The organism is Sporomusa sp. KB1 (assembly GCF_007830295.1).
Taxonomy (GTDB): domain Bacteria; phylum Bacillota; class Negativicutes; order Sporomusales; family Sporomusaceae; genus Sporomusa.
Genome location: NZ_VLKC01000002.1, coordinates 683,562 through 694,955, shown reverse-complemented (window position 1 = coordinate 694,955; position 11,394 = coordinate 683,562). Strand labels below are relative to the sequence as shown.

The window sequence follows — 11,394 nt, the reverse complement described above, 5'->3', positions numbered from 1 at the left end:
TTATGTTGGGGAGGAGTTTATATTTTATGAAACACAACAAGTTATTGGCAGCATTGATAGTATCTTCCATAGTCAGTGGCGGCACAGTGTTGCCGGTACAGGCCCAAGAAAGCGATAAAGAAAATACTACTGTACTTAGCGATGTTCTGGTAACAGGCAAAAAAATTGCAACACCTGCCAAAGAAGCAGCACATACAATGGCCGATCCGGTAGATGTTCGTTTGGCTGTTCCAGAAAGCAGCAAGATAGCGACGGAAACCTTTACCCAGGAAGACATTGAAAAAATGCATCCTAAAGATATATTGGAACTTATTCAAAATGGGATGGGACTCAATGTCATGCGCTATGGTGCTAAAGGCTATTGCAAAGTCGAGACGCGCGGCGGTGATGAAATTGGTTATATCATTGATGGCGTCTGGCTGCCAGAAACGCAAGCCTCGCGTATGCTCATGAATCTGCCGGTTGACATGATCGAATCGATTACTTTTTGCCGCGATGCATCAATCTTGACGATGGGGCCAGTAGCCTCCTTCGCGCAAACTAACGTTAAGTCCGGTGCTCCTGCTCAAGGTTATATTATCATTACGACCATGACGCCTACCAAGCCGGTTGACAAAGCCAAAGTGAGCTATGGAACTTTCAATGCGGAAAAAGCAAGCTATGTGCATGGTGACAAGATTGGTGACACAGGTTATTATACGTTGGGCTACGCGAAAGACAAGACCGACGGCATGGATGGCTGGAACAATAGCCAAAATTTGAATACATATTTATTTAAAATCGGGGATAAAGGCAAGGACTGGGTTGCCAATCTGACACTGCTGTACAATGAAGGCGATGTCCACAATAAAGCTTATTTTAACTCGGTAGCAGATTCCTATGCTCTCAATATAACTGCTGCAAATAAATTGGCTCTTGGTGGATTTTTGCCGATCAAGACGACAGTATTGGCGTTGAATGCGGCGAAAAAATGGGATGAACATCATACAACTGACTTTAGTTTCGGCTGGAGTCATGTAGATTCATATAGATGGGCACTAAATGGAGACCCGATAACAAAGAAAGCTGGCGGTTTCTATGAACGGGATTATTTGCGGCAATTGAATCTGGGGCATACGCTGGATTATGGCCGGGATAAGCTGAAATTTGGCACGCAGCTCATGTGGTATGATGCACCGACCGGGATGGGTTCATACGGCGGCAGTCCGCGTGAGGAAGAACTGTACGGCTTCTATCTGTACGGGGAGAGAAAGGCTACGGATAAAGTGATACTTGATGTCTCTGCCCGGCTTGATAAAAAACATATTACCTCAGGAATTGGTAAATATTTAGTTGGATCGACCTCAATAGTGTATGATCAGCTTTTTGGGGAAATGTGGGAAGGAAATTCGGTCAGCACATCGGTAGGCGCGGCTTATCAGATCAACAAGGTCTATAAAGCAACGGCGCGTCTGGGCTATTCACAGCAGGCAGATAACGATTTTGCCCTCGTGGATAACAATGAAAAACTGGGCGATGAAAAGCGTATAAAATGCGAAACGGGAATGGAAGCGAATTACAGTAAAGCGCTGAATGCCTCGTTGACAGCCTTCTATTATGACATTGATAATGCTCGGGTTGCTACAGGCAACAAATATTATGAGTCTTGGGATACAGCGCATAGCTACCCGGTTTACAGCTATACTGCCAGAGATTTGCAGCGTAGAGGTTTTGAATTGGGTTTTCATGGCGATTTAACCGATCACTTCGGCTATAAAGCGAGCTACGCTTATTTTACTTCAAGTGATGCCTTGGATAATAGCCGCACACCGCATAACCTTTATAATATAGCGCTAAATTATAAAAATAAGGACCTGTCTGCTAATCTGATGCTGCATCATAACAGCCAGTATCGAGGTACAGCCAGTGGCGTAAATGCAGGTAGCGGCACAGACTTTAATATGGATAGAGTCACTACCATCGATATCAACATCAACAAGGAATTGAATGCAAATACCACCCTTACCCTGTTCGGCAACAATATCACAGACCAGCGCTATGCTACAGGCATGTACGTGTATGATACCGGAGCCACCTACGGTGTTCAGATCAGCAAGCAATTCTAAGTCTGTGTTGACATTGTAAAATATAAAATGAGTAATGCTGCTCAGCCCAACCGTTAATCATGTGATGGTTGGGCTGAGCAGCATAATAAAAAGTGTTGCCAATCCACACAACAGCAGAAAGGATGTGCGTTATGTCATATAAAAGTGTATATAGAAATAGTTTTATTCTTGTAACATTGCTTTTATTGATTTTGACTTTAGCCGGTTGTGGCAGTGAACAGACAGCAGCAAAACAAGAAAAGGTTGTTATAACCGATTCTGCCAAAGCCAAGATTGCAATTCCCGCTAAGATTGAAAGTATTGCGGATGCCTGGCCGGCCCATAATGAAGTACTGACGATGCTTGGGGCGGGTGATAAAATAAAAGCTACTGTAGATATAAAAGGTGCCAGGCCTTGGCTTTATATTGTGAATCCGGCGATGAATGATGCGCAAATTGTGTTTACACCCCAAGACGTGAATATCGAGGAACTTATGAAGACAAAACCGGACATTGTATTTATCTCGAAAAACAATGTAATTGCTACCAGATTGAAAGCGATAGGGATACCGGTTGTGCAATTGTTTTTTACTGATTTTGCTGGACTTAAGGATTGCTTCCGGACAACCGGTACGATTTTGGGCCCGGAGGCCAAGGCGAAAGCCGATGCTTATATTGCTTATTTAGATGAAAAAATGGCTAAGATTAAGGCTGTCACCGATCCGATTTCCCAGGAACAACGGCCTAAAGTCTTGCATATCAATTCTTGGAATCCATTGCTCATTGATGGAACAAATACAATCATTGACAATTGGATTGAAGTTGCCGGAGGAACGAATGCCGCGCTTGATGTTAAAGGCAATATGAAACCAGTAACAATGGAGCAAGTTATGGTTTGGAACCCTGATGTTATTATCGTGAGCAGCAATGCCTTGCCTATTGAGCCGGATGGTACTCGCAATATACATATGATTATGGATAATCCTGTTTGGCAGGGCATCAAAGCGGTTCAAAATAAAAAAGTTTATGTGAATCCTGACGGGGCCTTTTTGTGGGATCGTTATGGGGCGGAAGAGGCACTGCAAATTCAATGGGCAGCTAAAACATTGTACCCTGAGAAATTTCAGGATATAGATATTGTCAAGGAAACACGGTATTTTTATAAGATATTTATGAATTATGATCTTTCGGAAGCTGAGGCAAACCGCATTATTTCCGGGAAAAATCCGGAATAATAGGGACCTATTGCTTTCATTTACTGTTGCCTTATGCTAGTGCGGGATATTACTGTGCGTAAACAATTAGAAATAGAACTGGCTCAGATACAGGCTGAGAAACTGGCTGTACTGGAATCCATTCCAGATGCCATTTTTATTGAGCTGTTGCGTGAGTAGTGAGTTTGGTGCATTTGTCTCCCATTAGCAAAGTAAGATAACACTAAAGAAACTTAGAAAGCAGATGATTAGCCTGTTTTTAAGTTTCTTTTTTGCTAAGTTGCAGTATTTTTAGCGTATCTATGATAAAATTAGCAGAGAAAAAATAGTAGGCTGGATGCAGGAGAGCAGGAGAGGACGAAAATGACAGCGTGGAGTGTATTTGAGGTTATGGGGATAGTAGCCTTTGCGGTTTCAGGTGCGTTAACAGGAATTCAAAAGAAATTGGATGTCTTTGGTGTGTTGGTATTGGCGATAACGACAGCGATTGGCGGGGGGGTACTGCGGGATGTTATTATTGGTAATACACCGCCGCTAACTTTTCGTGACCCTACGTTTCTGATAATCAGCGCTATGGCTACCATTGGTGTTTTTTTCACATATCGGTGGCTGGATCGGTTCAAATATACTATTCAGATATTTGATGCCATTGGTTTGGGCGCTTTCACGGCTACTAGCGCCAATCTTGCCATTGAGCACAACCTGGATTCCTTATTTATTGTTACGACAGTGGCGGTAATTACCGGGATAGGCGGAAGTGTCATGCGGGATGTGTTTGTCAAAGAAATTCCGTATGTGTTTCGCCAGGAGGTCTATGCGATCACTACCATCGTGGGAGCTATGGTTTTCTATTATGCCCAATCGTATTATGTTGGCAATCTACCGTTGTATCTTTGTTTTTGTATTACGACAGGCCTTAGACTTTGCTGTATTAAATATGGCTGGAACTTTCCCGTTCTTGGCCTAGATTCTAAGGATATAGTATCAGAGAACCGTAACCAAGGTAATTAAGACCCATGATACCAGAGTGAGTCACGGAAAAACGTCCCTTTGAGTCTTTGAGCCGTTTGAACCAGAAACTCTCAAGTTACTTTAGTTTTTACGCAAGCAGACTATTCGGCCTAATGAGTGAATGCATACTGGGGGCAATAGCGGCGAAAAACGGACAAATGAAGAGAGAGGCCTCACTATTATGCAATATAAAAAATATAAAATTGGTGCTATGGCCAGATTACTGGGAATGTCTACCGAGGGTCTCCGCTATTATGAGGAAAGCGGAATTATTACGCCCAAGAAACAGGAAGACTCCAAGTACCGTTATTATGATGTCTGGGATATTCACATACTGGTACGTGCCAGGGCTTACAGGCGCCTCGGCTTTTCACTCCAGGATGTTTATGCTATCATTAATTCCCAGGAAGATATAGATATATCTCAGTTGTTGACGGAGAGAGAAAAAGAAATACAAGCTAAAATTGTCTACAATATCAATTTGCTAAGAAGATCACGTCAAATCCGGGCCATGTATCAAGATGCCCAAAGCATGATTAATCAATACCGGTTGGAGGATTGTCCCGGTGTTTACCGTATCAACACCCAAAATAAAAGCAACCTGATTAGTGATCCTGCGGTGCGGCTTTGCGCTCGTGAATGGATTGAAATGGTGCCTTTTGTCTTTAGCTCAGGCTTGTTTCCCAGGGAGGAAATTGAAAAAGGCGGCGAACACTACAACTTGGGCTTTGGTATTGAAGAAGAATATGCGTCCTATCTAAAGGTCGCAGAAAATGAATATGTAAAATACCATCCGGCCCGGCTATGCGTATACACGGTTTTACCATCCAGCTCAGATGTGGCGCTTACTACTGCGCGGCTTTCCGGAGCCCTGGAATATATGCAGCGCCACAATCTAAAATTGATAGACAATGCTTTTAGCATGTTGATAAACTTTCATAAGCAAGCCGATACCTACCGGAATCTGCATCGTGTCTGGTTGCCGGTCGAATATTGATTATCTTACAGCCTATATATTTTTATCCCCTGCCATTTAGTGCAGGGGATTTTTTTAGTAATATCCCCTTATAGGGGTGAATAGGCTGCTCGCTAAGCGGGCGGTCCTGACTAGAATACTCACGTTGTTTTTTTCAAATTTCTCTTGAGTCTCAAGTCGCTTGATGTAATAAAATTCAAAAAAGAACAAATTTCAAAAATCAGGAGGGATTGTAGCTTGCTAAATTGTAAACTCAACCGTTGGTTCGTATTTGCCGGTGCGTGGATTATTATCTTTTGTGTCGCCGCATCAGCCATTTTTAGTGTCTTTTCCATCCCGCTATCCAAACTGCACGGCTGGTCACTGGCCGAAGTTAACCTATCCTTTTCTATCTACCAGCTTTTTTTAGGCATTGTCGGTATTCTGGGTGGACGGTATGCCGATAAGAAGGGCGCGGTTTCGCTCATGTATGGCGGCGGTTTCTTATACGGCGCCGGCTGGTTTTTAACTGGAACTTCCGACAGTATACCCATGCTGTATCTTACCTATGGCGTAATGGCCGGCGCCGGAGCAGGAGCCGTATATAACGCCACTTTGGTCACCGCACTCAGATGGTTTCCCGATATGCGCGGCAAAATATCCGGCTGTCTGCTGGCAGCTGCGGCATTTGGACCGTTTGTCCTTGCCCCGCTTACGAATACATTGTTTAGCAGGATTGGTACCGATGTCGCCGGTGTGGCAACGACTTTTCATATCCTGGGGTTGTTGTTTTTCTGCTGCATTGCCGCAGTCGGCTGGTTAATGAAACTGGCTCCGGCTGACTACCCATCCCAGTTTGCTGCAAACGCACCTGGCAAGAAAGCACAGCCGTCCGAATCCGCTGTATTTGCCGAACAAAACTATGAATGGACGGAAATGATTAAAACGCCTCTTTTCTGGATCTTGTTTTTCACCTTCATGTGTGCGGGAACTGCCGGCACAATGATGATCAGTTCAACCTCCATCATTGCCCAGACTCAGATTGGGCTTACTCCGGCAATCGGGGCCATTGCCGTAAGCATAAGTACGATTTCAAACTTTACCGGCAGGCTTTCTTTCGGCGTACTGATTGATAGGCTGGGAGATTTCAAAGCATTGCTGATTAGCTTGAGTGCCAGCGCCGTTGCTTTGCTCCTGCTGGGCACGGCAGAAGCTCCAACTTTATTTTTTATTTGCGTTGTTATCCTAGGTTTTGCTTTTGGCGCTCCTTTAGTTGTATTTCCCCCGATTACCAGCAGGAAATTCGGCAGCAAAAATTTTGGTATCAATTACGGTATTATGTTTTTGGGCTTTACCTGTGCAAACTACGTCGGCCCGAAAATTGCAGCCGCTTTCAAAGATGCCACCGGTTCGTTTCATGGTGCTTATTTTGCGGCATCGGCTATTGCCGTATTGGGAGCGCTCATTGTCCTTTGCTTACTTAGATATGAAAAAAATCATCAATCTTTACAATATAAGGGGGAAACAGTATGAGTAAATGTTTTAAGGGAAAATACGCCGTTATTACAGGAGCAGCTGGAGGAATTTGCAAAGATACGGCCCTCTGTCTTGCCGAACGCGGTGCCGCGGGAATTATGATTGCCGATCTAAACTATGAGAAAGCTTTGGCAACCGCACAGGAGATTGAGGACGCAACAGGCAGCCGGTGTTTAGCTTTTGCAACCGATGTGTCCAAGCCGGCTGACATTGCGGCTTTGTTTGCTTTTACTATGGAGAAATTTGGCGCTGTGCATATTCTGGTAAATGGGGCCGGTGTGTGCCCTACCACCAAGCTGGAAGACCTTGATGCGGAGAAATGGGACTGGTGTATGAATATCAATTTGCGCGGTGCTCACCTTTGCTGCCGTGAAGCCATCCGCATTATGAAAGAACAGAAATACGGCCGGATTGTCAACATTGCCTCCATGTCCTACCGTGTTGGCGGTATTGCCGCTTCTGTCAGCTATGGAGCGTCAAAAGGCGGTTTGGCTTCGGCTACCAAAACCTATGCTAAGCTGACGGCGCAAGATGGAATTACCATCAACGCGATCTGCCCCGGCCTTATTATGACCGACATGACTCGCAACAATGGTTACTCTGCTGATGGCATTCCTATGGGACGTCTTGGCGAGCCCCGTGATGTTTCCACCGTCATTGCTTTTCTGGCAAGTGATGATTCGCGCTACATGACCGGCTGCACCCTTGATGTGAACGGCGGTATGTATATGACTATGTAGCCTTAAAAAAAGGTCTTTGTGGGGTCAGGCCTTGCAATTGCGATTGCAGAAAAAAGATATAATCATGAGACGAGACCTTAGTAGCTAAAAATCTAGGGCTAGAATATGCATATCCCATCACCGTGGGTAACAATGTATGGATTGGTGCACATGTAGTAGGAGTGTAAGTTTCAAAAAATGAAATGTATAAACGATAACTCATAACTAACAAGGCCTCAACCTTTGCGCATGATATGCAGGGATTGAGGCCTTACTTTTAAGACCCACGATAAAGTAAATTAGCCAGCCTTGGATCGAACTTCCATCGGTCTGAGGCTGTTTGTTTTTCCTGTAAGCTTTTGTAAATGCAGAAATATGAAGGATATTACGATAAAATGTCGAATTTTATTAGCTTAAGATATAAGAGGTAGATCAGCGGAGTATTCTTCGTGAGGTGGCTAATATTGGCAAGTAAACGGATGGGTCCTAATAATAAGTTTTTAATGAATAATAATAACAGAATATTATGATATTTTAAACTCAGAATTAGAGGAAAAAATAGTAGGAGGGAGTCCGGTGTTAGTTGCAACCCTCGTGGATAAGGTTATAAACCTGTGGCTTGAGCTGAGCTTGCGGGCAAAACTCAGCATTTGTCTAGTTGGTATGTCGGTGATTCCCTTGTTAGTAACAACGGCAATAATTGGTTATAATGGCGAGAAAGCGTTAACCAGCTTTCTCATTGACCATAATGGGGATGCAGCTCGGCATGCTGCTGAGAAGATTGTAAATCACATTAAGCGGACGGGAATCGTCATGAGCATGATGGCTGCTTTATTTGCTTCACTGATAAGTATTATTATTGCTGGTAGAATGACAAAACGTATTATCGACATAGCAACAGTCACTGACCGCCTGGCCACTGGTGACCTGAATGCATTGATCAAGATTACAACCAGAGATGAGCTTGGTCAGTTAGCCATGACATTTAATAATATAGTAGCCCAACTAAAAGCCAGCGGCGCAGAACTGCGCGACAGTGAGGAAAAATATCGTTCGCTGGTGGAGAATATTAATGTTGGTGTATATCGCAAGACTGGTAATGACAACTCTTTTATGGAATATGTCAATCCAGCCCTTGCAAGAATGCTCGGATTTCCTTCTGCAGAGGAATTAGTAAATACGTCCGCAGCAACCTATTTTTCCGATCAGGAAAGTTTTAATCTGCTGCTTAAAGAAATTAATCAGCAGGGGGCGGTAAAAAACAGAGAAATGATGCTAAATAAAAAAGATGGAACTGTCATATGGTGTTCTGTGACCGCAATCAAACATTTTGATACCAAACGGGAAATGTTCTGGATTGACAGTGTCGTGGAAGACATTACTGAGCGTAAAATGGCTGAGGAAATGTTGCGTCAGGCGCGCGATGATTTGGAACTGAAAGTAAAGGAAAGAACACAGGAGTTACGATTGCTAAATGAAAAATTGTACAGGATTTCAATACAAGACGGGTTGACCGGTATTGCCAACCGCCGTTGTTTTGATGAATGTTTGAAACAGGAATGGCAGCGAGCCAGCCGAGAACAGCTGCCGTTGGCATTAATTATGTTAGATGTTGACTTATTTAAACATTATAATGATACATACGGCCATGTTGCTGGTGATCAATGCCTGAAACGGATTGCCGGAGTTTTGCAGGGACTTAGCAAGCGGGCGACAGATTTGGCGGCGCGTTATGGCGGGGAAGAGTTTGCGATAATCTTGCCCAATACTGATCAGCAAGCTGCTGAGAAACTGGGGAAACAGATTTTGGTTAGAGTCAGAGAACTAGGCATTCGTAATGTAACATCTGTAAGCAGCCAAATTGTTACGGTAAGTCTTGGTATTGCAGTTTGTATACCGTCAGATAGTTTTACACATGATAAACTGATTATTGCGGCAGACCAGGCCCTTTATCAAGCCAAGAAAGCAGGGAGAAACCAGTTACGGGTGGCTTCCCTTACAGAAGGTTGAGTTACGTAAGAAAATAAAGGAGCCCGCAGGTACTAACTTTTATGCTCTAAATTTGCAAATCACTTGACAGTTGTATATAATTAAAGCACTAGTTAGGGTCGGCGTTACGTTTAACGATAGTGGACGGGTGAGTGCATAATTAGTGAATATTATATAACTGGAGGTTCTAGTGAGTAAGAATGATAAACTTTTAATTATACCGCTTGGGGGACTTGGTGAGATTGGCAAGAATATGACGGTGTTTCGCTGTGGCGATGACATGATTATTCTTGACTCTGGTCTGGCTTTTCCTGAGGAGGATATGCTGGGCATTGATTTAGTCATACCCGATATCTCCTATATTATTGAAAACAAGGACAAAATCAGAGCGGTTGTCTTAACCCATGGTCATGAGGATCATATTGGTTCATTGTTTTATCTGCTGCGTCACATTGATGTACCTGTGTACGGCTCGCGGCTTACATTAGGTTTGGTGGAGGGGCGCTTAAAAGAATATGATGTTTCAACAACTAAACTAATTCCTGTGGCTCCTGGTGATTCTATTACTCTGGGGGCATTTGAGGTTGGCTTTATCCGGGTTAACCATTCGATTGCAGATGCGCTGGGGATTTACTTAAAAACGCCGGTGGGTACAGTTGTTCATACCGGAGACTTCAAAATTGATCAGACCCCTGTTGATGGTAAGATGATTGATATCCATAAATTCGCCGAATTGGGCAATCAAGGAGTACTGGTGCTGCTTTCAGACAGCACCAACGCCGAACGGCCAGGCTATACCAAGTCGGAACGTACTGTAACAGTGAGCCTTGATGAGCATTTTCGCACCGCCAGGGGGCGTATTATCTTAACCACCTTTGCATCTAATGTATCCAGACTGCAGCAGGCCATTAACGCGGCTTGTAACTATGGGCGTAAGGTGGCGCTGCTGGGACGGAGCATGGTGACGGTGGTAAATAAGGCTAACGAGCTTGGTTATATGGACATACCGGAAGGAGTCTTGATTGGCGTTGATGAAATCAGCCGCTATCCGGACAACCAAATGCTGATCTTAACAACCGGCAGCCAGGGTGAACCTATGGCTGCGCTCAGTCGGTTGGCTTCCAAAAGTCATCGCAGCTTGCAACTAACTCCCGGGGATACTGTGCTAATAGCAGCCAACCCAATACCGGGCAATGAACGTTCTGTTGGCCGTACTATTGATGCCTTAATGCGCTCTGGTGTTCATGTTGTGTATGAACGAGCTTCAGGTATTCATGTTTCTGGACATGCCAGTCAGGAAGAACTTAAGCTCATTTTGAATTTGGTCAGTCCTAAGTACCTCATTCCCGTTCATGGGGAACACCGGATGCTTAGACAACATGGTAAACTGGCACAAGAAACAGGCATACCCAAGGAAAACGTTTTTATTGGCGAGAATGGGCATGTTTTTGAGTTTACTGCTGACACCGGACGGTTTGCTGGTAAAGTAACTGCCGGCAAAATCTTTGTTGATGGTTTAGGTGTCGGTGATGTCGGTAATATTGTTATCCGGGACAGGCGGCAGTTATCGCAGGACGGTGTATTGATTGTTGTGGTTACGCTTGACAAAAGCCGTGGCTGCGTTCTGGATGGTCCTGATATTGTTTCGCGGGGTTTTGTCTATGTCAGAGACTCAGAAGTACTCATTGATGAGTCGCGTAATCTAGTAAAGACCGTATTAGAACGCTTTGAAAATCAGCCAATAACCGAGTGGGCTCCACTGAAGAATGGCATTCGGGAAGCCTTGTCTAAGTATTTATTTGCCAAAACCGGTCGTAGGCCGATGATCCTGCCAATTATTATGGATTTGTAAGGGCTTTTGTCTGCAGAGTTAAATAGGTTATATA

The 11,394-nt window shown here is 44.1% G+C and carries 8 protein-coding genes; all 8 read left to right on the top strand.

The annotated features are described in order from the left end of the window. The first annotated feature begins 26 nt into the window (after nt 1-26). Nucleotides 27-2,105, top strand: a complete 2,079-nt coding sequence (locus SALPA_RS06990) for a TonB-dependent receptor (protein WP_186450955.1) — start codon at nt 27-29, stop codon at nt 2,103-2,105. 131 nt (nt 2,106-2,236) lie between these two features. After that, a complete protein-coding gene (locus SALPA_RS06985) occupies nt 2,237-3,319 on the top strand; it encodes an ABC transporter substrate-binding protein (RefSeq protein WP_145091498.1) in 1,083 nt (360 codons plus the stop codon). Nucleotides 3,320-3,661: 342 nt separating this feature from the next. Then, nucleotides 3,662-4,309 (top strand): trimeric intracellular cation channel family protein, encoded by a 648-nt coding sequence (locus SALPA_RS06980; RefSeq protein WP_145091495.1) that lies wholly within the window; start codon nt 3,662-3,664, stop codon nt 4,307-4,309. A 181-nt stretch (nt 4,310-4,490) separates the two neighbouring features. Continuing rightward, entirely contained in the window at nt 4,491-5,306 is an 816-nt protein-coding gene (locus tag SALPA_RS06975) for a MerR family transcriptional regulator (protein WP_186450954.1), read from the top strand. 216 nt (nt 5,307-5,522) lie between these two features. After that, nucleotides 5,523-6,797 (top strand): OFA family MFS transporter, encoded by a 1,275-nt coding sequence (locus SALPA_RS06970; protein WP_186450953.1) that lies wholly within the window; start codon nt 5,523-5,525, stop codon nt 6,795-6,797. Next, complete coding sequence (locus SALPA_RS06965) at nt 6,794-7,540, top strand: SDR family NAD(P)-dependent oxidoreductase (RefSeq protein WP_145091486.1); 747 nt, start codon at nt 6,794-6,796, stop codon at nt 7,538-7,540. Before SALPA_RS06970 ends, SALPA_RS06965 begins: the two co-directional genes overlap by 4 nt. A 555-nt stretch (nt 7,541-8,095) precedes the next feature. Further along, a complete protein-coding gene (locus tag SALPA_RS06955) occupies nt 8,096-9,529 on the top strand; it encodes a diguanylate cyclase domain-containing protein (RefSeq protein ID WP_145091483.1) in 1,434 nt (477 codons plus the stop codon). 169 nt (nt 9,530-9,698) lie between these two features. Continuing rightward, on the top strand, nt 9,699-11,360 hold the full coding sequence (locus SALPA_RS06950) for a ribonuclease J (RefSeq protein WP_145091480.1): 1,662 nt from the start codon (nt 9,699-9,701) through the stop codon (nt 11,358-11,360). Nucleotides 11,361-11,394 lie beyond the last annotated feature (34 nt).